This window comes from Streptomyces sp. V4I2 (assembly GCF_030817655.1).
In the GTDB taxonomy this organism is placed as follows: Bacteria; Actinomycetota; Actinomycetes; order Streptomycetales; family Streptomycetaceae; genus Streptomyces; species Streptomyces plumbiresistens.
In genome coordinates, this window is the sequence record NZ_JAUSZM010000003.1 from 8,347,491 (window position 1) to 8,369,629 (window position 22,139).

The 22,139-nt window shown below is 69.6% G+C and carries 15 protein-coding genes and 1 pseudogene; 5 read left to right on the forward strand and 11 right to left on the reverse strand.

Translation table 11 applies throughout. The annotated features are described in order from the left end of the window. Window positions 1-61: 61 nt before the first annotated feature. From QFZ76_RS39170 to QFZ76_RS39220, 11 genes are all read right to left on the reverse strand, one after another. Complete coding sequence (locus tag QFZ76_RS39170) at window positions 62-1,219, reverse strand: MFS transporter (protein ID WP_307678111.1); 1,158 nt, start codon at window positions 1,217-1,219, stop codon at window positions 62-64. Continuing rightward, on the reverse strand, window positions 1,216-2,016 hold the full coding sequence (locus QFZ76_RS39175) for an ABC transporter permease (RefSeq protein WP_266449641.1): 801 nt from the start codon (window positions 2,014-2,016) through the stop codon (window positions 1,216-1,218). The genes QFZ76_RS39170 and QFZ76_RS39175 overlap by 4 nt, the downstream gene beginning before the upstream one ends. Window positions 2,017-2,021: 5 nt before the next feature. After that, window positions 2,022-2,825: an ABC-2 family transporter protein gene (locus tag QFZ76_RS39180; RefSeq protein ID WP_307678112.1), complete on the reverse strand. Its 804-nt coding sequence runs from the start codon at window positions 2,823-2,825 to the stop codon at window positions 2,022-2,024. Further along, entirely contained in the window at window positions 2,825-3,829 is a 1,005-nt protein-coding gene (locus QFZ76_RS39185; RefSeq protein WP_307678113.1) for an ATP-binding cassette domain-containing protein, read from the reverse strand. The genes QFZ76_RS39180 and QFZ76_RS39185 overlap by 1 nt, the downstream gene beginning before the upstream one ends. Before the next feature lie 146 nt (window positions 3,830-3,975). After that, window positions 3,976-6,870, reverse strand: coding sequence for a glycoside hydrolase family 2 TIM barrel-domain containing protein (locus tag QFZ76_RS39190; RefSeq protein ID WP_307678114.1), 2,895 nt, complete (start codon window positions 6,868-6,870; stop codon window positions 3,976-3,978). A 25-nt stretch (window positions 6,871-6,895) separates the two neighbouring features. Further along, window positions 6,896-7,771 (reverse strand): carbohydrate ABC transporter permease, encoded by an 876-nt coding sequence (locus QFZ76_RS39195; protein WP_307678115.1) that lies wholly within the window; start codon window positions 7,769-7,771, stop codon window positions 6,896-6,898. Then, window positions 7,768-8,733 (reverse strand): carbohydrate ABC transporter permease, encoded by a 966-nt coding sequence (locus QFZ76_RS39200; protein WP_307678116.1) that lies wholly within the window; start codon window positions 8,731-8,733, stop codon window positions 7,768-7,770. The genes QFZ76_RS39195 and QFZ76_RS39200 overlap by 4 nt, the downstream gene beginning before the upstream one ends. 20 nt (window positions 8,734-8,753) lie before the next feature. Next, window positions 8,754-10,016 (reverse strand): ABC transporter substrate-binding protein, encoded by a 1,263-nt coding sequence (locus tag QFZ76_RS39205; protein ID WP_307678117.1) that lies wholly within the window; start codon window positions 10,014-10,016, stop codon window positions 8,754-8,756. 230 nt (window positions 10,017-10,246) lie between these two features. Then, on the reverse strand, window positions 10,247-12,094 hold the full coding sequence (locus QFZ76_RS39210; RefSeq protein WP_307678118.1) for a glycoside hydrolase: 1,848 nt from the start codon (window positions 12,092-12,094) through the stop codon (window positions 10,247-10,249). A gap of 11 nt (window positions 12,095-12,105) precedes the next feature. Further along, window positions 12,106-13,353: an ROK family transcriptional regulator gene (locus tag QFZ76_RS39215; protein WP_307678119.1), complete on the reverse strand. Its 1,248-nt coding sequence runs from the start codon at window positions 13,351-13,353 to the stop codon at window positions 12,106-12,108. Between the two features lie 114 nt (window positions 13,354-13,467). After that, window positions 13,468-14,721, reverse strand: a complete 1,254-nt coding sequence (locus tag QFZ76_RS39220; RefSeq protein WP_307678120.1) for a D-arabinono-1,4-lactone oxidase — start codon at window positions 14,719-14,721, stop codon at window positions 13,468-13,470. Window positions 14,722-14,844: 123 nt separating this feature from the next. Between QFZ76_RS39220 and QFZ76_RS39225 the strand changes: the two are divergent. The 5 genes and pseudogenes from QFZ76_RS39225 (at window position 14,845) to rsgA (ending at window position 22,059) form a co-directional block, all read left to right on the forward strand. Then, window positions 14,845-15,770 (forward strand): annotated as a pseudogene (locus tag QFZ76_RS39225) (hydroxyacid dehydrogenase). A gap of 283 nt (window positions 15,771-16,053) precedes the next feature. Continuing rightward, the gene (gene tnpB, locus QFZ76_RS39230) at window positions 16,054-17,514 is read left to right on the forward strand and encodes an IS607 family element RNA-guided endonuclease TnpB (RefSeq protein WP_307678121.1); all 1,461 of its coding nucleotides are present in this window, start codon (window positions 16,054-16,056) and stop codon (window positions 17,512-17,514) included. A gap of 111 nt (window positions 17,515-17,625) precedes the next feature. Next, a complete protein-coding gene (locus QFZ76_RS39235) occupies window positions 17,626-18,957 on the forward strand; it encodes a radical SAM protein (protein ID WP_307678122.1) in 1,332 nt (443 codons plus the stop codon). Between the two features lie 208 nt (window positions 18,958-19,165). Further along, window positions 19,166-20,656, forward strand: coding sequence for a cellulose-binding domain-containing protein (locus QFZ76_RS39240; protein ID WP_307678123.1), 1,491 nt, complete (start codon window positions 19,166-19,168; stop codon window positions 20,654-20,656). A gap of 275 nt (window positions 20,657-20,931) precedes the next feature. Next, entirely contained in the window at window positions 20,932-22,059 is a 1,128-nt protein-coding gene (rsgA, locus tag QFZ76_RS39245) for a ribosome small subunit-dependent GTPase A (protein ID WP_307678124.1), read from the forward strand. Window positions 22,060-22,139: the final 80 nt, after the last annotated feature.

Here is a 22,139-nt window from a genome sequence, read left to right on the forward strand (position 1 = left end):
CTGACCGACCTGACCGACCCTGACGACACCAGGCCCGGACCGGCCACCGGTCCGGGCCGTCTCATGTCTCGCCGGCCATCCAGCGGGTGAGCACCGTCGCCCCCGCCGCCGCCACGACCAGCGCGACCAGAGCCGCCCGCAGACTCGCCGCCCCCGCCAGCAGACCCACCGCCGGACCCGCCATCAGAAAGCCCGGCCACTGGCCGATCGTGATCACGGACACCCCCTCGCCCGCCGGCACCCCCGGCTGCCGCCCGGCCAGCGCGATCAACGCCGGGAGCACGCAGGCGATGCCCAGCCCGGCCACGGTGAACCCGGCGACGGCGAGCGGCAGGGCCGGCCGGGCGATCACCAGGGCCGCGCCCAGTGCCGCGGTCAGCAGCGACAGCCGTACGAAGGGACCGCGGCCCAGCCGGGCCACGAACCGGTCGCCCAGCAGCCGGGCGACGAGGACCGCGACCGAGAAGCAGGTGTACGTCGCCGCGCCGAGCGCCGAGCCCGCGTCCAGGTAGTCGGCCGTGTACACCGAACTCCACTGCGAGGCCGAGCCCTCGACGAAGGAGGCGAGGAACGCGATGGAGGCGAGCAGCACCAGCTGGGGAGTGAACCGCTGCCGCACCGGCCGACGTCGCTCCTTGCCTTCCGCCGGGCTCCTCTCCTCGGGCAGCCACCTCGCCCAGGCCAGCAGCAGCGCACCGAGCACCGCGCTGCTGATCGCCATCTGGACGCCGGGGGAGACGCCGGTGGCCGCCGCGAGTGTGCCGAGGGCGCCGCCGGTCAGGACGCCGCTGCTGTAGGAGGCGTGGAAGCCCGACATCAGGGGCCTGCCCTGGTGGCGTTCCACGGCGACCGCGAGCGCGTTGACCGGCGTCGCCAGGAAGGTCGCCGACACGCCCCACACGGTCAGCCCCACCACCAGCGCGGGCACGGCCGAAGCCCCCGCCAGCACCGGCGCGTTGAGCAGCACGACGGCCGCTGCCGCCAGACTCAGCAGCCGGGTGCTGACCCGCCCGATGAGGACCGTGATCAGCACGATCGCCACCAGGTCCCCGGCCGCCGACGAACTGCTCAGCAGGCCCCACCGCGCGGTGTCCACGCCGACCTGGTCCCGGATCGCGGGGATACGGGCCATCCAGCCGCCCTGTGTGGCCCCGAGGACGACGAACACCAGGCTCACCGCGAGGCGCGGACGTAAGCCGGAGGCAGCGGCGCCCGTCATCCGTTGACGCCCGTGTAGTGCCGCAGGCTCCACCGCCACAGCAGCCGCGACCCCAGGTACGCCAGCACGCCGAGGAGCGGGGAGGCCGCCGCCAGCCAGTAGGGGACGCCGGTGTCGTGGCCGTGCCCGGTGAGGACGGCGGCCGGGAAGTACGCGACGAACGCGAGCGGAAGGCCGTACGTCAGGAAGCCGCCCACCGCCTTGGGCAGCACGTTCAGCGGGTAGCTGCCGAAGGTGCCGAGGAGCTCCTCCAGCCAGCTGCCCCAGTAGTCGGCGGCCGGGTAACGGAGGGACGCGCAGGCCACCGCCGTGAACAGGGCCGCCTCCAGGAGCAGGCCGCCGAGCAGCGCGGCGATCAGGTACGCGATCCGGCCCGCCGTCCAGTCCAGGTCGCTGCGGCTGAGCGCGCCCGCCATCAGGCCCGCCGCCACCGTCAGGTCGCCGATCGCGTTGGTGGGAAAGACCCGCAGCTGTAGCTGACGGTGGACCGGCATCGGACGGACCAGATAGGTGTCGATCATCCCTTCCTGGATCTGCCGGCCGGCGCCGTGCAGCCGGCCCAGGAACAGCACGAACAACCCGTGCGCCAGCATCCGCGTCGCCGGGATCAGCAGCACCTCCGAGCTGTCCCAGCCGCCCATCCCGGTGAACCGGGACAGCAGTACCGTCGCGAACACGATCACCGACACCTGCCAGATCGCGCCGATCGCGATCATCAGCAGGAACTCGGAACGGTATTCCAGCTGGGCACGGAAGTTGAGACGCGTGATGCGCCACACGATCCGGACGGCGTTCATCGGCGTCAGCCTCCCTGGGACATGACACGGAGGGCGGCCCGCCGCCACAGCAGACGGGTGAACAGGGCCAGCAGCACGACCCAGACCGCCTGGAGGGCCAGCTGACCGGCCGCGTCCGACAGCGGGATCCGGCCGATGTACAGGGACAGCGGCACGCTCAGCGTCGCCTGGAAGGGCAGGAAGGCGCTCACGGTCACGAACCAGTCCGGGAAGAACCACAGCGGCGCGTACACCCCGGACAGCAGGTTCTGCGCGAAGATCAGGATCAGCATCGCCGCGTTGTTGCGCACCGTCCAGAAGCACAGCTGGTCCAGCACGAGCAGTACGTAGTACAGCACCCACTGGCCGAGCAGCATGCTGAGCGCGAACACCCCCGCCACCGCGGCCGACCGGGGCGGCTCGACCACCCCGGCCGCCAGGCACACCGCGTATCCGCCGAGCGCCCACGCGAGGCCGTACAGCTGCTCGCCGAGGGCGCGCAGGGCGTAGTAGCGCTGGGGCGGCAGCGGGCGCAGATACCAGTAGATGATGGTGCCGAAGTGCATGTGCTGCAGCACCGAGTCCCGGCCCGCGAACTGGTCCAACTCCCGCAGCCGGGAGGCGAGTACGGCCAGTACCGCGTACGTCACCGCCTGGTCGCGGTCGAGGCCGGCGGTGGTGCCGGTGTTCGCGTACAGGCCGTGCCACAGGGATGCCACCAGCACCACCTGCACGGTCAGCCGGAGCAGTACGGCCGTCATCCGGGGCGGGGTGTGCAGTTCGCCGAGCGGGGTGACGCGGGCGGTGCGCCAGGCGTGCAGGACGGCCATCACAGGTCTCCGGCCTGGACGTAGGCGGCCCGCATGACGTCCTCCAGGTCGGCCTCGTCGAGGGCGATGTCCGTCACCTCGTAGTGCTCGATGACCGCCTTCAGCGCCTGGTGGACGGTCGGCGCGTCGGGCCCGGCGGACTCCTCGGGCCCGAACACGACCCGCGGTCCGTCGTGCCGCAGCAGAGCGATCCCGGGCAGCGGTACGACCTGAGTGTGCGGGTCGGCGAGGGTCGCCCGCACCTGCCAGGTCGAGCCGAACTTGCGGCGGATCTCGTCGAGGCTGCCGTCCAGCACCAGCCGGCCGTGGTTGATCAGGACGACCCGCTCGGCGAGCCGCTCGACCTCCGTCATGTCGTGCGTGGTCAACAGGACGGTACGGCCGCGCTGTTCGACCTGGTACCGCAGGAACTCCCGCACCTGTTCCTTCACCACCACGTCCATGCCGATGGTCGGTTCGTCGAGGAAGACGACCGGCGGGTCGTGCAGCAGGGCGGCGGCGAGGTCGCTGCGGACGCGCTGGCCGAGGGAGAGGTGGCGCACCCGGGTGTCCCAGAAGGACGACAGGTCGAGCAGGTCGTCGAACTCCTCGAGACGGGCGGCGTGTTCGGCCTTCGGCACCTCGTAGATGTCCCTGAGGATCGCGAACGACTCGCGCACCGGCAGGTCCCACCACAGCTGGGTGCGCTGCCCGAACACCGCGCCGATGTTGCGGGCGTTGCGCTCGCGCTCCCGGTACGGCACCACGCCCGCGACCCGGGCCTCGCCGGAGGTGGGGGTCAGGATGCCGGTGAGCATCTTGATGATGGTGGACTTCCCGGCGCCGTTCGGGCCGAGCAGGGCGAGGAGTTCGCCGGGACTGACATCGAAGGTGATGTCGCGGACGGCATGCTTGGTGACCCGCTCCGGGTTGACCAGGGAGCGCACCGCGCCCACGAAGCCGGGGCGGCGGACGGTGGTGTGGAAGACCCGGGACAGGCCGCGGACCTCGATGCTTCCGCTCACGCTGTCAACTCCCTTGCTTCGAACGTGAAGTGCGGCCGGTCGGCTTGGAAGGGCCGACCGGCCGCGGGCACCTCACGACCGTCGCAGAATGTCGATCAACCGGTCAATGGATTAATCGATCACGGAGTTGGACTAACAGATCCGGACTAATCGGTCACCGAGAACACGAATGAGAACTCCGTCGGCTCGGCCCGCAGGAAGTACTGCGGCAGCGGGCCCGGACCGCACGACTGCGAACCGATCCCGTGCAGGCCGTGGTCGAGGTTGACCCACACCTCCGCGGCGGAGCCGCTGTCGGATGCAGTGTCGGCCGTGAGGTCGGTGAGGTGGGCGGCCGCGTCCAGCTGCTCGGTCGTCCAGCGGCGGGCAGTGAACCAGAACTCCGGGTCGCCCTCGATCCTGAGGCCGCCGAGCTCCGCCCAGCGGACGTCGGCGAGGGCGCCGTTCTCCTGCGGACGGACGTACGGCGTCTGCAGATCGTCCACAGTCGACTGCCAACGGCCGACCATCGACGCCGACCGGGTGTCCGGATACGCCTCGCCGGGACCGCCGCCGAACCACTTCACCTGGTCCGCCTCGGACAGTCCGAGCCGGATGCCCAGCCGGGGCAGCGGCAGCGTCCACTCGCCCTCGGGAGTCACGGACACCGTCAGCCGCAGCCGGCCGCCGTCCGAGGTCCAGCGGTACACCGTGCTCAGGCCCACCTCGCGGGCGGCGGGCGCCACCCGGGTCCGTACCGTCAGCGCGTCATCGGCCAACTCCACGGCGTCCAGGCGGTGGTGCATACGGTGCAGGCCGAGGGTGCGCCACAGCACCCCGTACCGGGTGTCGGACTGCCACTCCGCGCCGTCGTCGTTGTCGGTGGTCGCCCGCCACACGTCCAGGCGCGGACTTACGACCGACACCCCGCCGATCGTCTTCAGCGCACCGGTACGCGCGTCGAAGGACGCCGGGCCGAGGGTGATCAGCTTCTCGCCGAGCGCCGGTCGGTCGGTGGGCGCGACGGACGGCAACGGGCGGGACGCGCCCGGGAACTGGCCCCAGGCGACGACATGGTCCTTCGGCGCCCACGCGGTGTCGGCGGCGAGCAGCGCCCGTACCGTCCACTGCGTCTCCGCCCCGCGGGCGTCCGCGGGCGGCTCGGGCAGCTTCACGTCGGCGGACTCGCCGGCGGCGAGCGACGGGACGTTCAGGGTGCCCGCCTCGACCGTCTCGCCGTCCACCTGGTACGACCACTCGAAGGCCAGCTCGGACAGGTCCGCGAAGTCGTGCCGGTTGGTGACGCGCACGGTGCCGTCGGAGCCGTCTCCCTCGATGTGGACCGGCTCGATGACCTTCTTGTACTCGACGAGTCCCGGGGAGGGCTGCCGGTCGGGGAAGACCAGCCCGTCGCAGACGAAGTTGCCGTCGTGCAGCTCCTCGCCGAAGTCACCGCCGTAGGCGTAACCCAGCTCCGGGTGCTTGATGCCGTGGTCGATCCACTCCCAGATGAAGCCGCCCTGCAGCCGCTCGTACTTCTCGAACAGCCGCTGGTAGTCGGCGATCCCGCCGGGGCCGTTGCCCATGGCGTGCCCGTACTCGCACTGGATGAAGGGGAGTTCGCGCCGCTTGTGCGTGCCCCCGTCCAGGCCCTGGCCGATCTGTTCGACCTCGGCGTGGAAGGCGTACATCCGCGAGTACACGTCCGTGTCCCGGCAGTCCCAGTCGCCCTCGTAGTGCACGAGGCGGGAGGAGTCGCGGCCGTGGATCCACTCGGCCATGGCGGTCAGACCGCGGCCGGTGCCGGCCTCGTTGCCCAGGGACCAGAAGACGATCGACGGGTGGTTCTTGTCCCGCTCGACCATGCGGGCCGCGCGGTCCAGGAGGGCCGGGGTCCAGCGGTCGTCGTCGACGGGGTTGTCCCGCCAGCCCTGCTCGGTGAAGCCGTGGGTCTCCAGGTCGCACTCGTCGATGACCCACAGGCCGTACTCGTCGCACAGGTCCAGGAAGGCCGGGTGCGGCGGGTAGTGCGAGGTGCGGACCGCGTTGAGGTTGTGCCGCTTCATCAGCAGTACGTCCTCGCGCATGGTCTCCAGGTCGAGCGCGCGCCCTTTCTCCGGGTGCCACTCGTGCCGGTTGACGCCCTTGAAGAGAACGGGCGTGCCGTTGACCTTGATGAGGCCGTCCTCCAGGACGACCGTACGGAAGCCGATGCGCAGCGGCACCCGCTCGCCCTCGGTCGCCAGCACGCCGTCGTACAGAAACGGCGTCTCCGCCGACCACGGCCGGACCGGGACCGTCACCGGCTCGCCGGTCGCGACATCGATGTCCAGGGCGGGCACGGTCACCCGGCCGTCGACGTCGGAGTCGACGCGCAGGGTGCCCTCGCCGCTGGTGTGGTCGTAGGAGGCGTGCACGAAGAAGTCGAGCACGCTGCCCGCCGGGCGGTGCAGCAGCGTCACGTCACGGAAGATGCCGGGCAGCCACCACTGGTCCTGGTCCTCCAGGTACGAGCCCGCCGACCACTGGTGGACGCGAACCGCCAGTACATTGTCCACAGTCTTCAGTAGATGGCCGACCGCGAACTCGTGCGGCAGCCGGGAGCCCTTGAACTCGCCGATGTCCGTGCCGTTCAGCCAGACGCGGGCGCAGGACTCGACGCCGTCGAAGCGCAGCACCGCACTGCCGTCCGCGGGCCAGTCGGCGGGCAGGTCGAAGACCCGCAGGTGATCGCCGGTCGGGTTCTCGGTCGGGACGTGCGGCGGGTCGACCGGGAAGGGGTAGAGGTGGTTCGTGTAGATCGGCGACCCGAACGCGCCGTCGCCCTGCAGGACCCAGTGCCCCGGGACCGTGACCTCGGCCCAGTCCCCGGCGTCGTATCCCTCCTCGGCGAACGAGTCGTCCTCGGCGTCGGCGGTCGCCGACACCCGCAGGCGCCATCTGCCGTTCAGCGACAGGGACGCGGCGTCCGAGGACGAGTACCAGGCGCGGGGCGGGAGGGCCCCGCGGCCCGGTGAGACGTCCTCGACGTAATCGATGGCCGTCGTGGTGCGGAAAGACATCGGTCTCCAGGTATCGAGAAGGGTGTCAGCCCTTGATGCCGGTCTGGGCGATCCCCTGCACCAGCCAGCGCTGGAGGAAGAGGAACACGAACAGCAGGGGCAGGATGGAAATGGCCGTGGCCGCGAAGATCAGGTGGTAGTTGACGGTCTGGTTGGTCATGTAGGAGGAGAGCGCGACCTGGATCGTCCAGGCACTCGGGTCCTGGCCGATGACCAGGGGCCACAGGAACTGGTTCCAGCCGCTGATGAAGGTGATCGTGGCCATCGCCGCGAAGAAGTTCAGCGAGTTGGGCACGACAACCCGCCAGTACGCCCCCCAGTACGAGAGTCCGTCCACGCGCGCCGCCTCCTCCAGCTCCTTGGGGAACCCCAGGAAGTACTGCCGGAACAGGAAGCAGGTGAAACCACTGAACAGGCCCGGGATGATGAGGCCCCGGTAGGTGTCGACCCAGCCCAGCGACGACACCAGCACGAAGCTCGGCACGAAGGTCACGGCCGTCGGGATCATCAGGGTGACCAGGACGGCGTAGAAGATCTTGTTGGCGTGCTTGTACGGGATGCGGGCGAGGCCGTAGCCGGCCAGCGAACAGATCAGCAGGATGCCGCTGGTGTGCAGGATGGCGACGACCCAGGAGTTCCACAGGGCCCGGCCGAAGTCGACGGTGGTGTCGTCGAAAGGTTCGGTGAAGTTGCCCCACTGGATGTCGGTGGGGAACCACTTCCAGTTCTCGCCCGTGATCTCCGGGTCCGTCATCAGGGCGTTGCGGACGATCAGATAGAAGGGCACCAGGAAGAGCAGGGCGGCGACACCGGTGGCGATGTACAGACCGGTGTTGCCGATGACCTTGCCCCCCCGCTTCTTGCCGGGGGTCTTCCTGAGGTCAGGTGCGGTGGTGGTCACTTGGACTCCTCACCCCTTCCGAAGCCCATGATCTTCCCCTGGAACAGGGTGATCACGAGGATGAGCAGGGTCAGGATGACGGCGCCCGCGCTGCCCTGGCCGTAGTCCTGGCTCTCGCCGAGGGCCGTCTTGTACAGCTCCACGAGGGGTGGCTGGCCCCAGGTCGCCTTGCCGAGCAGGTTCCAGAACTCGTCGAAGGCCTGGTAGGCGGCGATCAACAGGAGCAGGATCACCGCGGTCGAGGTGGCCCGCAGCTGGGGCAGCGTGATGTACCAGAAGGTCTGCCAGCCCGGCTTGGCGCCGTCGATGGCGGCGGCCTCGTACAGCTCCGCCGGGATGTTCTGCAGTGCCGCCAGGAACAGGATCATGTAGAAGCCGGCCTGCAGCCACAGCCGCAGGGTCACGATGACCAGCCAGTACCAGGGCGGGTCGGGGTTGGCGAGCCAGGCCACGTTGTCGACACCGAACCAGCCGACGACCGTGTTGGCCATGCCGAAGCGGACACCGTTGAAGATGGACATCTTCCAGATGAGCGCCGCGGCCACGTAGGAGACCGCGGTCGGGATGAAGAACACCGACCGGAAGAACGCCTTCATGAACCTCAGCCGGTGCACCAGCAGCGCCAGGCCCAGCGAGAGCCCCCAGGTGGTGGGCACGATGAACGCGGCGAAGACGGTGAAGGTGACCAGGGACCCGGTGAAGTCGGGGTTGTCCAGGATCGCCTGGTAGTTGTCGAAGCCGATGAACGTGCTCGGTGAGACGGTGAAGCGTGCCTCGAAGAAGCTGAGGTAGATGCTCCAGCCCATCGGCACGAAGACGAAGATCACCAGGCCGATGAGGAAGGGCCCGGTGAAGAGCCAGAAGTTGAGGGTGCTGCTCGCCCGCAGACTCCGCCGCGGCCTGGCCTTCGCAGGCTTGGCCGGGGCGGAGGTCGCGAGGTCGATCTTGGTGGTGGTCGACATGTCGAGGTCCGTCCGCCTGCCTATCCGAAGAGCTTCTTGAGCTCTGCGTTGACCTTCTTGTCACAGGCGTCGAGTGCCGCCTCCGGGCTGCCGTTCTTGCGCACGGAGTTGGCGATCACGTCGTTCAGCGAGGCGATCATCGACTGCGTCCACGCGATGTTGTCGAAGTGCCCGTAGTCGGTGAAGAGCTTGACGCCCTCGGCCGGCAGGCCCGACTTGAGCTTGGTGGCGGACTGGGCGATCGACGTGCGCGGCGGGACGTGGAAGCCGTAGGACAGCGCCCAGTCCTCCTGGTACTCCTTCTGGTCGATCCACAGCCACTTGACGTACTCCTTGGCCGCGTCGACGTTCTTGCCCTTGGCGTTGACGAACATCGACCAGCCGCCGTTGGTGACCGATGCCTTGCCGGCGGAGCCGACCTTCGGGAACGGGAAGATGCCGACGTCGTCGCCGAGCGCTTTCTGGATCACGGGCATGGCCCACATGCCGCACCACTGGATCGCGGTCAGGCCCTGGGTGAAGGCGGAGGGGTCCCACCAGTCGGCGGGGGCGTCCAGGAGCAGGTTGCCGCTCGTGAACAGCTTGCGGAGCTGGCTCAGACCGGCGGCCACGGCGTCCGTGTGGTACGCGATCTCGTTCTTCGCGTTGAGGGTGTCGGCGCCGGCCGACCAGATCAGCGGGCTCTGGACGGGGGTGATGTCGTTGCCGAGGAAGGCGCCCTTGACCTTGTCGGTGGTGAGCTTGTTGATGGCTTCGATCAGCTCGTCCAGGGTCTGCGGGACCTCGATCTTGGCCTTCTCGAAGAGCGACGGCCGGTAGTAGAAGAACTGCGGGTCGTCGATCATCCGGACGCCGTATATCTTCCCGTCGACCGTGTGCGACGCGATGTCGGCCGGGTTGAAGTCGTCCTTGACCGGGTTGATGATGTCGCTCAGGTCCGCCACCTGACCGCTCTTGACCATCTGGAGCTGCGGGTGGAACTCGAAGAGGTCCGGCGCGTTCTTGGTCAGCAGGGCCGGGAACAGCTTGTTCTCGAAGTTGCTGCCGGTGATCCACTGCGTGGTCACGTTGGCGTCCTTGTAGGCCTTGGCGTACTTCTTGATGGCCTGCTCGGTGCCCGCCTCGCCGTACGCGTGGAAGTACTGGACGAGTGCGTCGCCCGACCCGCCGCCGCTGCGGCCGGTGTTGCCGCCGCACGCGGCCAGACCGCCTGCGGCGGCCAGGCCCATCGCGGCTCGCAGTACGTTGCGGCGGTCCCAGTTGGTGTTGCTCATTGCCGACATGTTGACGTCCTTGTCTCGAGTACGGCTTATTGCTCTGTGCCTGTGGCCCTGCGGCTCAGCGTCAGATGGCTCAAATGAGGTTGCGGTGCGGGACGTTAACCTTCGGCTAAGGCTTCGGCAAGGGGTTGGACGAAGTCTGTTCGAAGCGTTGTGTTGCGTTCGGAATACCGGACATGACGGGGTGGCGGGCCGCCGCACCAGCGGCCCGCACCCCCTTTCTCAGCCGTGCATCAGACCTTCGACCAGGCCTGGTTGGCCCCGCCGTTGCAGCTGTACACGCCCACCTTGCTGCCGTCCGCGGTCGCCTGACCGCCGACGTCCAGGCACTTGCCCGAACCCTCGTTCACCACCTGGCCGTTGGAGTTCAGCAGCCACTGCTGGGAGGCGTCACCCGTGGCCGTGGGTGCGGCCACCAGTCCCGAACTCCCCGCCGTCAGAAAGCCGTTCGCGCCCTTCAGCCGGCCCTTCGCGTCGTACGACCACACCTGCTCGGCCCCGCCCGTGCAGGCACCGATCACCGCGCCCGAGGCGTCCGCCGCCAAGCACTTGCCGGACTGCTTGCCCTGCCAGGCACCGGTGATCGCCGAGCTCGGGGCGTGGCTCTTCTGGTCGAGGACGTACGTCGTGATGGAGCGGCCCGGCAGCGACGCGGAGACCGTGCCGCCCTTGACCGCCGGCTTGGCGACGTTCGCCCAGTTCTCCTCGGCCGACGTGCGCACCGCCTTGCTCACCCGCACCGGCGACTTGCTGTTGAAGTGCAGATCCAGAGCGGTCTCGGTGGCGTTGTGGTTGTTGACCACCGCCACCCACTGGCCGTTCCTGTCGTACGTCGACACCTCGACGCCCGCCGGCAGCCCGGTCACGTTGTGCGCGACCGAACCCGGCTTCACGAACTTGCTGTACTGGCCGAGCGCGTAGTACCGCTTGGTGTAGTACAGGGTCTGGTTGCCGTTGGTGGCGTAGTCCGGGTCGTAGTAGATCAGCCCGTCGTTCCAGCCCTCGTCGTTCTTCGCGTACGGGTCGCTGCCGATCATCTCCGACAGAGCGACCCACCAGTGGAACGCCGAGTCGTGCGCGGTCGCGAAGTCCTTGTAGATGATCCGCGACAGGTTCAGACCGCCGTCGATGCTCGGGTCGTACTCCTGAGCCCAGCCGGTGCCGCCCTGGCCGAAGCAGCAGATCTCCGTCGACCAGGACTCGATGCCGGCCGCCTTGGAGGTCTCGTAGACCTTCGCCCGGTTCGCGTCACTGGGGTTGTCGTACGTGTGGTGGGCCAGCTTGTCGACGTACTGGGCCGTGCCCGGCTGCGAGATCCACTGCGGGACCTCCTCGTTGAACTTGACCGTGCTCGTCGACTCGTCGGCGATGATGCCGGTCTTCTGGCGGCGCGCGTCCTGCTCGGCGCCCAGCGCGCGCACGATGTCGTCACGCTGGTCGACGTTCACCAGCATGCCCTCCTGGCCGCAGCTGTCGAAGCTGTTGGTCGGCTCGTTGAAGGGGCTGATGTGGTCGAACCGCTGGCCCAGCTTCGCGAAGTGGTCGGTGACGTCCGCGATGTACTTCGCGAAGTCCTGCTCGTTCTCCGCCTTCAGATAACCGCCGCAGCTCTTGGCGTTGGTCTTCCACTCGGCGGGCGCGCTGTTCACGAACGCGACCAGGTTCTCGACACCGTACTTGGCCGCGTAGGACAGGAAGGTGCGACCGCCCTTGTCCTTGCTCCAGTCGTACGTTCCGTCGTCGTTCCGGAAGTCCTCGGGGGCGCGGGAGGGCGTGGTGACCGCCGTGCCGCCGCCGCCGATGTTGTAGCGGTAGTTGCTGAGGTCGAGACCGCTGGAGGAGAACAGCAGCTTCGCGACCTTCGCCTGGACCTTCGGGTCGAAGTTCTTCAGGTCGTTGACCCACCACGCGCCGGAGGCACCGATGTTGTCGATGGTCTGGGCGGCGTGCGGGGAGACCTCGGCCACCGTGGGGGTGGCGGCCGAGGCGGTCGGGGCGGATATCAGGGGCCCGGAGACAGCGAGCGCGGCTGCGGCTGTCAGCAGGACCGATCTCCTGGGGTGGGGGTGAGTCACGTGCATCCCTTCCGTCGTCATGAAGGTGGTGCGGTTCGGCTCCTTGCGGGGGTGGTGCGTCTCTTTCCGTTCCTCTGCCCGACGGACTGCAGCGCCCCCTCGAGCGCGAACGTTGCCGCGCCCAGGCACACCGGGTCGGTGGGGATCGGGGAGAGGACGATCTCGGTGGCGGCCATCGGCCGCGGCAGCGCGTGCCGGGCGACGGCCTCGCGCACCTCCGCGAGCAGGGGTTCGCCGAGGGTGGCCGCGACCCAGCTGCTGAGCACGACCACTTCGGGGTTGAACAGGTTGACCAGGTCGGCGATGCCGGCGCCGAGGTAACGGGCGGTGTCGCGGACCACCTTGAGCGCCACCGGGTCCTGTGCGAGCACGCCCCGGGACAGCGCGTCGATGGTGGCGGTCTGGTCCTCCGGGTGCAGCAGCGTGCTGCGGGGGCTGAGCTCCCGCAGGTTCAGCATGATGCCGGGCGCGCCGACGTACGTCTCCACGCAGCCGTGGTTGCCGCAGTGGCACAGCCGGCCGTCCAGGACGATCGTGGTGTGGCCCCACTCGCCGGCGCTGTTGCTCACGCCCCGGTGCAGCCCGCCGCCCAGAACGAGGCCCGCCCCGACCCCGGTGCCGAGGTTGACCACGACGGCGTTGCCGCGCCCGCGCGCGGCTCCGAACCACAGCTCGGCCACCGCGCAGGCGCGCAGCGGGTTGTCCAGGTAGAGAGGGTAGGCGATGTGCTCGGTGAGCAGGTCGAGCAGCGGCACGTCGTGCCAGTCCCAGTTGGGCGCGTACTCCGAGATGCCGGTCGCGCGGTCCACCTGCCCCGGCACGCTCACGCCGACGCCGAGCACCCGGGCGCCCTCGATCCCGGCCTGCGCGACCACCGAGCCGACGGCGGCGGCGACATGGCCGACCACCTGCTCGGGGCGGCTCTCGCCGGGGCGGACGTCCTCCTCGGCCCGGGCCAGGACATTCAGCGCGAGGTCGAACAGCTCGACATGGACGTACGTCTCCGCGATGTCGACGCCGATCAACGCGCCCCCCAACGCGTTGACGGCCACGAGACCCCGGGGGCGGCCACCCGCCGAGTCCTCGAACCCGACCTCCGTGATCATCCGCAGGTCGAGCAGCTCGCCGACCAGCGTGGCGACCGTCGCGAGGCTCAGCCCGGTGGCGGCCGCCAGCTCCTGCCGGGAGGTGGGCGACTCGGCGATGATCTGGCGCAGCACCTCGTAGCGGTTCGCGGTGCGGATGTCCCGTGATGTGCGCTTCACCGGCCCGGTCCCATCCCTTCGGATCGTGCCGGGACGACGTCGGCACCGGCGCGGCGCAAGGCTATGGGCTGCGGGGGACTTTCGACAAGGGGTTAGGAAAGGGGCTTTATAAAGTCAGGCGCCGAGGGCGTCCTGGAGGAAGGCGTTGGCGAATTTACCCTTCGGGTCGAGCGTCTGCGCCAGCTCCCGGAAGTGGCCGAGCCGCGCATAGCGCGACCGCAGCGCCGCCGCCGGGACGGTGAACACCTTCCCCCAGTGCGGTCGTGCGTCGAAGGCGTCCAGCGCCGCCTCCAGTCGCCGCACGACCGGCAGTACCGCGGCGGTGTCCTCGACCCAGGTGAAGTGCAGGGCCACGGTGTCCCGGCCGTACGCGGGGCTCAGCCACTGCTCGTCGGCGGCGACGGTACGCACTTCGCAGATCTGCAGTACACCGGCGACCGCATCCCGGATGCTGTCGATTGCATACAGTGCGTCGAGGGCATGCCGGCGCGGCAGCAGATACTCCGACTGCAACTCGCTGCCGCTGCTCGGCGTGAACTCCGCCCGGAAGTGCGGCAGCCGCTCGTGCCACGGCCCCGCCACCCCGAACTGCTCGGTGCAGTTCACCGCGGGCATGCCCGGCACCGGGTGCATCTTCTCGACGGCCGGCGCGGCCCACGGGAAGTCGGGCAGCGGCTGGTCGGTGCGCCGCTTCAGCCACACCTGCCGGAAGCCGGGCGCCCGCCAGTCGGTGAAGAGGCTGACGCTGTACGCCGTCGCCAGCACCGTCTCGAGCGTCTCGGAGTCCAGCCCGGCGAGGGGGAGCCCGGTGAACACGTGCTGCTCGACCTCGAAGGAGGGCTCCAGGTCGAGGGTGAGCGCCGTGACGACGCCGAGGGCGCCCAGGGAGGTCACCGCACCGCCGAAGCGCGCGTCCCCGCGCCCGATGACGACCGTCGACCCGTCCGCCGTGACGATCTCCACCTCGCGTACGGCCGAGGCGAGCGGACCGTTGCCGACGCCCGAGCCGTGCGTGCCGGTCGCCACCGAGCCGGCCACCGAGATGTGCGGCAGCGACGCCATGTTGGGCAGCGCCAGCCCGTGGGCGTGCACCTGGCGGGCCAGTTCCGCGTAACGGACGCCGCCGCCGACCCGTACCGTACGTGCCGCCGTGTCGACGTCGACCTCGGCCGGCAGCGCGGCCAGCGACAGCAGCACCCCGCCCGGGCCCGGCTCGGCGATCTCGTTGAAGGAGTGCCCGCTGCCCAGTACCCGCACCTTCGTACTGCCGGCGACGAGGTCGCCGAGCGCGGTGAGCGAGTGCGGGCGGTGCAACTCCTTCGCGAGATAGGTGATGTTGCCCGCCCAGTTGGTGACCGTCTCCGTCATTCCTGCCGTCCTTTCCGGAGAGGGCCTGTGTGTTGCCCCTCTCATTTACCGCCACATAACGTAGAGAGCGGTTTCCATCACCATGTCACCCGAACCGCGTTCGCTGACCGGAGGGCCACCACCTTGCCCGAGCGTCCCCTGGCACTGTTGGCCATGACCGCCGAGAACGTGCCGCTCGTCTTCCCGCCCGAGGTCCTCGCCCGGCTGTGGGAAGCCGTGGACATCGACCCGGACCTAGTGGCGGAGGACCTCGCCGACCCCATGGTGCGGGACACACTCGCCCGCACCGAGATCCTCGTTACCGGCTGGGGCTGCCCTCGCCTCGACACGGCCGTCCTCGACGCGGCCCCCAAGCTGCGCGCGGTGTTGCACTAATAGGCCGGCTCGGTCAAGGGCTTCGCCACGCCCGAGCTGTGGCGGCGCGGCATCGCCGTCTCCTCGGCGGCCGAGGCCAACGCCGTTCCCGTCGCCGAGTACGCCCTCGCCCCCGGCATCGGCAACCACGGCCGCCGCGTCGGCATCGTCGGCGCCTCCCGCATCGGCCGCCGCCTCATCGAACTGCTCCGCCCCTTCGACCTGCGCCTCGTCCTCACCGACCCGTACGTCGACGAGGCCGGGGCCGGCGCACTCGGCGTACCGCTGCTGTCGTTGGACGACCTCCTGCGCACCTCCGAGATCGTCACGCTGCACGCCCCCGAGACCCCGAGACCCCGCACCTGATCGGCGCCCGTGAGCTGGCCCTGATGCCCGACGGGGCGGTGCTGGTCAACACCGCGCGCGGCGGACTGGTCGACCACGACGCCCTGGTGGGCGAGCTGCGCACCGGGCGCCTGTCGGCGGTCCTCGACGTCACCGACCCCGAGCCGCTGCCCGCTGACTCGCCCCTCCTCGACCTGCCGAACGCCTTTGTCACCCCGCACCTCGCGGGCTCCCAGGGCAACGAGGTGGCCCGCCTCGGCCGGACGGTCGCCGAGGAGGCGGAACGGCTCGTGGCGGGAGGGGAGTTGGCGTATGAGGTGGACCCGTCGGAGCTCGAGCGGGTTGCGTGAGCGTGGGCAAGGATGCTTCGACGGTGCCATCCCTCGCCGCGAGGGATGGCGTCTCCACGTAGACGTCCGCCTGGTCCTTGACGTCCGCCTGGTCCTTGACGGCGCGTGACCCGCTGACGTGCCTACCGCGCCAAAGTCTGCAATGCCATGCGTGCCTGGACCCTGTGGGCAACGCCCGACGACGCCTGGATGGGAACCGGTGGGCGAGCGTCGAATGCGTGACCTTCGGGTGGCGCGCTCGTTGGGTGCGGTGAGGGGATCTTCGAACGGGGGAGGCGGTCAAGTGGGCGGGAAGTTCAGGCCGCGGTCGGGTTTCGTTGTGCAGGCATACAAGTTCGCCCTCGACCCGAATGTCGGGCAGGAGCGTGCGCTGCGATCGCATTGCGGTGCCGCCCGTACCGCCTACAACTGGGCTGTGTCCTGGGTGACCGCATCGTGGTGGCAGCGCAAGGCCGAAGCCTCCTACGGCGTCGGGGACGATGGACTGACGCCGTGGCGGCCGTGGTCGCTGCCCGCGCTACGTAAGGAGTTCAACCAGGTCAAGACCGCTGATCCCCGGTTCGCCGACTGGTGGGAGGAGAACTCCAAGGAGGCCTACAACACCGGCCTGGCGAACGCGGCCGCTGCGTTCGACAACTACGCCAAGTCCAAGCAGGGCAAGCGCAAAGGCCCCAAAATGGGTGTCCCGCGTCTGAAGACGAAGCGTAAGGCCCCTCTCGCCTGCCGATTCACCACGGGTGCCATTCGCGTCGGACTCGACGGCCGACACGTCACCCTCCCCCGTCTGGGCACTATCCGCACTCATGAACCAACGGTCAAGCTGCTGGTCGGCATTCGGGCTAGCCTGGCCCGCATCCTGTCCGCGACGGTCAGGCACGAACGCGGACGCTGGTTCGTCTCCTTGCAGGTGGAGGTCAAGCGAGAGATCACCCGTGTAGTTCGGCCGGACGTGGCAGTCGGGATCGACCTGGGCGTGAAGCACTTGGCTGTCCTCGCCGACAGTACTGGGGAGATCCGCTACGAGCCGAACCCTCGGTACCTGGACGGCGCTCTCAAGCTCCTGCGGTTCCATTCACGCCGCGTCTCCCGGCGGCAGGGGCCGGATCCCGTGACAGGCCAGAAGCCGTCGAAACGGTGGGAGAAGGCCAACGCCGAGCGCAATAGGGTGCACCATCGGGTGGCAAACCTACGCACCGATGCCCTGCACAAGCTCACCACCCGTATCAGGGCCGAGTACGGCACCGTCGTGGTTGAAGACCTCAACGTGGCTGGAATGCTGCGCAATCGACGACTGGCGCGCAAGGTGGCCGACGCCGGGTTCGGAGAGATCCGGCGCCAGCTCACCTACAAAGGCCAGCGCAACGCCTGTTCCACGGTGGTGGCGGACCGCTGGTACCCCTCCTCCAAAACCTGCTCGGCATGCGGCGCGGTGAAAGCCAAGCTGCCGCTGCGTGTCCGAGTGTTCACCTGCGACGTCTGCGGCCTGGTCATGGACCGGGATGAGAACGCGTCCCGCAACCTTGCCGCCCTCGCCGCGGCTTGCAGCACTGGTACCGGAGTGGCCGGAGACCAGGACACGCCACGCGTGTCGAAGCCTCGTGGAGCCGACCGTAAGACCCGCCGCCAACGCCCCGACCGGAACACCGGCCGAGGCGGGCGGGCAGGTGGCGCGACCCTGCCGCACCAGCGGCAGGAGGAAGCGAGAGATCGTCTTCAGGACACCGAAGTGCACACGCTTCGGTGACACCGTTACGAACCTTTCCGGCAGAAATACCGGGAATGCTGAGAGGTGCTGAGCCCCTCAGTAACGGCATACCGTGAGGAGTCGTACGTCCGATCCGGAAGGAGACACGGGATGGGCAGCCGTACCGCACTGGTCGAGGATCTGATGGAGCGGTTCCCGCACGTACCGCGGGAAGCCGTCTTCAAAGAGGATCTGCTCCGGGGTGGTGTGGCCTTCGATCCCTCTGCCCTCAGTGACAACGAGGGGGGCGAGGTCAAGCCGAAGTCCTACTTCATCTTCTCCTTCGACCACGGCACCCTGCCCGAGCTGGGCGAGGCCGCGCTGCGGCGCCCGCCGGAGGAGATCATCCTCACGGGCGGGCCGTACGACCTGCGGCGGACCGTGGTCTCGGTGCGCGTGAACCCGGCGTCGCCCTATCGCGTGGCCGCCGACGAGGACGGCGTACTCGGGCTCTACCTCGACGGGAAGCGGATCTCCGACGTCGGGGTGCCGCCGATGCCCGAGTACTACCGGCACACCCTCGCGAGCGGGAAGTCGGTGATGGAGGTCGCCCCGACCATCCAGTGGGGCTATCTGATCTACCTCACCGTCTTCCGGGTCTGCCAGTACTTCGGCGCCAAGGAGGAGTGCCAGTACTGCGACATCAACCACAACTGGCGCCAGCACAAGGCGGCGGGCCGGCCGTACACCGGGGTCAAGGACGTCGAGGAGGTGCTCGAAGCCCTGGAGATCATCGACCGGTACGACACGGCGAAGGTGTCCACCGCCTACACGCTCACCGGCGGCGCGATCACGTCGAAGGTCGCCGGGCGCGACGAGGCCGACTTCTACGGGCACTACGCCAAGGCCATCGAGGAGAGTTTCCCGGGGCGGTGGATCGGCAAGGTCGTCGCCCAGGCGCTGCCGCGCGACGACGTGCAGCGGTTCAAGGACTACGGCGTGCAGATCTACCACCCCAACTACGAGGTGTGGGACCGCCGTCTGTTCGAGCTGTACTGCCCGGGCAAGGAGCGCTATGTCGGCCGCGACGAGTGGCACAAGCGCATCCTCGACTCGGCGGAGATCTTCGGCGCGCGCAATGTGATCCCCAACTTCGTGGCGGGCGTGGAGATGGCCGAGCCCTTCGGTTTCACCACGGTCGACGAGGCGATCGCCTCCACCACCGAGGGCCTGCGCTTCTTCATGTCGCACGGCATCACGCCCCGCTTCACCACCTGGTGCCCCGAGCCGACGACCCCGCTCGGCAAGGCCAACCCGCAGGGCGCGCCCCTGGAGTACCACATCCGGCTGCTCGAGGCCTACCGCGCCACCATGGACGACTTCGGCCTGGCCTCGCCGCCCGGCTACGGCCCGCCCGGCCCCGGCCGCGCGGTGTTCTCCGTCAGCTCGTTCATGGACAGTCTTCCGGCGGCGGAACCCGCTGAGGAATCGACGACGGTATAGACGGTATGGGTGAGTGATCCGGCGGTCGCGTCCGTACAACAGGGCAGGAGTTGGAGTTGCGGGGGCGCGGCCGTTCTGTCATGACATCTGAACAGGGCGCTTGTCAGTTGTGTGGGGGGCGTGAAAAACTTCTCCCCTGCCCGCGAGGTTCCCCCCAACTCCTTTGCCATTATGGCGAGTTGACCTCGCTCGTCCACGCAGGAGACCCATGCCCGACCTGCCGACTCCCCAGGACGCCGCCGAGGCCGCGCTGTTCTCAGAATGCTGGGATGCCGTGCTTTCCTACGCGGACCTGTGCACGTCCGGCTCCACCGCGGCCACCCGACTGGCCACGGAGGCATTCTCTCTCGGCATGCGCGAAGCCCGCGACGCGGAGTCCGCTCCCGCCCGGAGTGCCGGCCGCCGCCCGGCCCGCCTGCCCCGGATCCCGCTGCTGCTGACCGCCGTACGCAACACGGCCGCCGCCTGGGAGAACCAGGGCCAGGGCCACCAGCTCGATCCCCAACTGCGCCTGTGGCTCAACTCCGAGGAGGCCGCCCGCTACAACGGCCCCCCGCTGCAGCGCCCGCTCGCCCTGCGCGGCCTGCGCGACCTCCAGGAACCGGACGCGGCCCTGCTCTGGCTGGCCGAGGTGGAGGCGCTGCCGCTGACCGTGGTGGCCCGCCGGCTCGGCCTCGACCCGGCCCTCGTGGGCGAGGAACTCACCCAGGTACGCGGCCTGTTCCGGGACCGCAGCCATCGCAACCACCTCGACACGCCGATGGACGCGCAGTGTCGCAGCTACGCCCGGCTGCTCGACGCGGTCACCCGCTCGCCCGCCGCCGACACCCCGAACGACCTTTCCCGGCACCTCGCCCGCTGCGTGGGCTGCGCGGAGGCAGCCGCCTGTCTCCGGCTGCACGGGGGCGGACTGCCCTCGGCCCTCGCCGGCGGAGTGGTCGGCTGGGGTGGCCTCGCCTATCTGGAACGCCGCCGCCGGGCCGCCGAGGTCCGCCTCGGTGCCGGGCGCCCGGCACCGGCGGACGGCGAGGTCGGGCCGCCGAACCCGGGCGCCCACAAGGCACGCGTCGTGCGCAACGGCCTCCTCGTCGCGGCCGTCCTGGTCTCCGTGCTGGCGCTGGCCGTCTCGATGATGCCGGGCGCCGGCACCGACAACGGCGCCGCGTCGCCCGGCGACTCGGCCGACCGCCAGCCGGTGGCCGACCCGCGCTCGTCCGTCCCGTCCGCCGACGAGCAGTCCGCCTCCCCGGAGCCGACGGCCACCGCCTCGCCGAGCGGCACCTCCCAGGCGTCCACCGGGCAGAACCCGGGCGCCACCCCCCAGGGCACGACCTCCTCCACCGCCCCCGGCGGCCCCGAACCGGATCCGGGCACGAGCGAACCCGCGGCCTGCCGGGTCAAGTACGACGTGGTCGGGGAGTGGCCCGACGGTTTCCAGGCCACCGTCACCGTCACCACCGAACGCGCCCTCGACTCCTGGCGCGTCGCCTGGGCCTTCAAGGACGGCCAGGAGGTCGGCCAGATGTGGGACGCGAGCTTCGCCCAGAACGGCTCCCGCGTCACCGCCACCGCCGCCGCCTACAACAAGACGGTCGCCGCGGACGGCAGCCTGGCCTTCGGCTTCCTCGCGTCCTGGCGGGGGAAGAACTCGCCGGCGTACGACTTCACGCTGAACGGGCAGAGCTGCACGAAGGCCTGACGGGGACGTGATCGTCCAGCAGGTCGGTCAATTCGGTTGACGGGGCCGAGGGGGCCCCGGCTACGGTGTGCGTGTTCCTGCCGAGCGTGTGTTGTCGAGCGGGAGTCGTCGAGCGTGTGATGTCGAAGGAGGTGTCGACCGATGGCTGTCTTTGAGATGGGCGCTGCCCTCATCCAGGAGTTCATCAAGTCCACCTCCGTGGCCGCCGGCTGACGAATCCGCAACTCCGTGTGCCTGTGCACGCGTGCCGGGGCCGCCCTTGTGAAGGGTCACCCTTGACTTCCAGCGCAGCTTTCTCTGCCTCATCTCCCTCATCTCCCTCGTCTGTTTTCTCCGCGCTCGCTCCCTACGGCTGGGACGACGCATGGGCGGACGAGTTCGCCCCCCACGAGCCCAAAGGGCTGCTGCCCGGGCGGGTGATCCGGGTCGACCGCGGGCAGTGCGACGTGGTCACCGCCGACGGGATCGTCCGCGCGGACACCGCGTTCGTCACCCCGAACGACCCGATGCGGGTCGTGTGCACGGGCGACTGGGTCGCCGTCGAGCCCGCGGGCAACCCGCGCTACGTACGGACGTATCTGCCACGCCGTACGGCCTTCGTGCGCTCCACCTCCTCCAACCGGTCCGAGGGGCAGATCCTCGCGGCCAACGTCGACCATGCGATCGTCGCCGTGTCGCTGGCCGTCGAACTCGATCTCGGGCGCATCGAACGTTTCCTCGCGCTGGCGTGGGAGTCCGGGGCGCAGCCCGTCGTCGTGCTGACCAAGGCGGACCTCGTGCCGGACGCGGCGACGCTCGGGCATCTCGTCGAGGACGTCGAGACGACCGCGCCGGGTGTGCCGGTGCTGCCGGTCAGCTCCCTGGACGGGGCCGGACTGGAGGTCCTGGTGGCCGTCGTCTCCGGCGGTACGTCCGTGCTGCTCGGCCAGTCCGGTGCGGGCAAGTCGACGCTCGCGAACGCGCTGCTCGGCGAGGACGTCATGGACGTACAGGCCACCCGGGACGCGGACGGCAAGGGACGTCACACCACGACCACCCGCAACCTGCTCGCCCTGCCCGGCAGCGGGGCCCTCATCGACACGCCGGGGCTCAGGGGCGTCGGCCTGTGGGACGCCGAGAGCGGGGTCGGACAGGTCTTCGCCGAGATCGAGGAGCTGGCGGCGCGCTGCCGGTTCCACGACTGCGCGCACGAGAGCGAACCGGGGTGCGCGGTGTTGGCGGCCATCGAGGACGGTGTGCTGCCCGAGCGGCGGTTGGACAGCTACCGCAAGCTCATCCGGGAGAACCAGCGGATCGTCGCCAAGACCGACGCGCGGCTGCGCGCGGAGATCAAACGGGACTGGAAGCGGAAGGGAGCGCAGGGGAAGGCGGCGATGGAGGCGAAGAGGGGGCGCTGGGCGTAAGGAGACGGGCGTGGGGCGGGCCAAGGGGCACTGAGGGGCAGCTCGGTGTCCGATTTCCGCCAGCCGCGGGCCCGGTCCTG

Bases quoted from the DNA above. Each gene is read 5' to 3' on its own strand.
- QFZ76_RS39240 (WP_307678123.1), top strand. From the start codon at position 19,166: ATGCCCGACCTGCCGACTCCCCAGGACGCCGCCGAGGCCGCGCTGTTC.
- QFZ76_RS39220 (WP_307678120.1), bottom strand. From the start codon at position 14,721: ATGACGGAGACGGTCACCAACTGGGCGGGCAACATCACCTATCTCGCG.
- QFZ76_RS39170 (WP_307678111.1), bottom strand. From the start codon at position 1,219: ATGACGGGCGCCGCTGCCTCCGGCTTACGTCCGCGCCTCGCGGTGAGC.
- QFZ76_RS39210 (WP_307678118.1), bottom strand. From the start codon at position 12,094: ATGCACGTGACTCACCCCCACCCCAGGAGATCGGTCCTGCTGACAGCC.
- QFZ76_RS39200 (WP_307678116.1), bottom strand. From the start codon at position 8,733: ATGTCGACCACCACCAAGATCGACCTCGCGACCTCCGCCCCGGCCAAG.
- QFZ76_RS39180 (WP_307678112.1), bottom strand. From the start codon at position 2,825: ATGGCCGTCCTGCACGCCTGGCGCACCGCCCGCGTCACCCCGCTCGGC.
- QFZ76_RS39190 (WP_307678114.1), bottom strand. From the start codon at position 6,870: ATGTCTTTCCGCACCACGACGGCCATCGATTACGTCGAGGACGTCTCA.
- QFZ76_RS39235 (WP_307678122.1), top strand. From the start codon at position 17,626: ATGGGCAGCCGTACCGCACTGGTCGAGGATCTGATGGAGCGGTTCCCG.
- QFZ76_RS39175 (WP_266449641.1), bottom strand. From the start codon at position 2,016: ATGAACGCCGTCCGGATCGTGTGGCGCATCACGCGTCTCAACTTCCGT.
- QFZ76_RS39205 (WP_307678117.1), bottom strand. From the start codon at position 10,016: ATGTCGGCAATGAGCAACACCAACTGGGACCGCCGCAACGTACTGCGA.